The sequence below is a fragment of the Kocuria sediminis genome (assembly GCF_009735315.1).
GTDB classification, from domain to species: domain Bacteria; phylum Actinomycetota; class Actinomycetes; order Actinomycetales; family Micrococcaceae; genus Kocuria; species Kocuria turfanensis.
This window is the reverse complement of record NZ_WOGU01000051.1, coordinates 1-983: the sequence shown is the minus strand read 5'-3', so window position 1 is coordinate 983 and position 983 is coordinate 1. Positions and strand designations below refer to the sequence as shown.

Genomic DNA, 983 nt, shown 5'->3' with positions numbered 1-983 from the left:
CCGACGTGGAGCTACCTGCTCTTCGCCGGGGACTCGGCCGCGCTGTTCGCGCTGCTGGCCGGGGTGGGCCTGGCCCTGTCCACGGGCAAGACCCGACCCCACCGGGGCCGGGTCCTGGTCGCGGATCGGCTCGGACTGGCGGTGCGCGCGGTGCTGATCGCCGCCGTAGGCCTGCTCATCGGCTACACGATGCCCGAGGACGCCCCGGCCAACGGGATCCTGCTGTTCTACGGCATGTTCTTCCTGCTGGCCATTCCGTTCCTGTCCCTGAGCCCGCGGTCCCTGTTCGCCGCCGCCGGCGTGTTCGCGGTGATCGCCCCGCTGCTGATCCTGGGCCTGCAGGACGCGCTGCCGGACTACTCCTCGTCCAATCCCACTTTCGAGCACCTGCTGACCGAGCCGACGGCGGTGCTGGCGCAGCTGCTGCTCACCGGCGCCTATCCGGCGCTGGCGTACCTGACCTACATCCTGGCCGGCATGGGCATCGGGCGGCTGGACCTGCGGGCGACGGAGGTGCAGGCGCGCCTGGCCGTGACCGGGACGGGCCTGGCGATCGCGGCCCAGTTCACCTCCTGGATCCTGCTGTACGCGGCCGGCGGATTCCAGCGCCTGGTCGGGTCCTCGCCCGGCCTGGACGAGGAGGCGGTCATGAGGGCGTTGGTCTTCGAACCCGAGGTCGACCGGTTGGGCACGCCCTGGTGGCTGGCGGTGACCACCCCGCACATGAACACTCCGCTGTCCATCGCCTGGAGCCTGGGGGTCGGCATGACGGTCCTGGGCGTGTTCCTCCTGGCCGCGCACCGGCTCCAGAGCTGGCTGCGGCCGTTGGCGGCGATGGGGGCGATGACGCTGACCCTGTACTCGGCGCATCTGGTGGTGCTGTCCTTCGAGCTCCACGAGGACGCGCCCTACCAGTGGTTCCTCCTGCACCTGGTGGTGGCCGCACTGTTCGCCCTGGTGTGGCAGACCCTGGTGGGTCAGGG

At 70.9% G+C, this 983-nt stretch carries 1 protein-coding gene; it reads left to right on the top strand.

The features are described 5' to 3' along the window. Positions 1-983 (top strand): heparan-alpha-glucosaminide N-acetyltransferase domain-containing protein (locus GMA12_RS18145; RefSeq protein ID WP_156270880.1); only part of this gene is annotated, 983 nt, incomplete at both ends.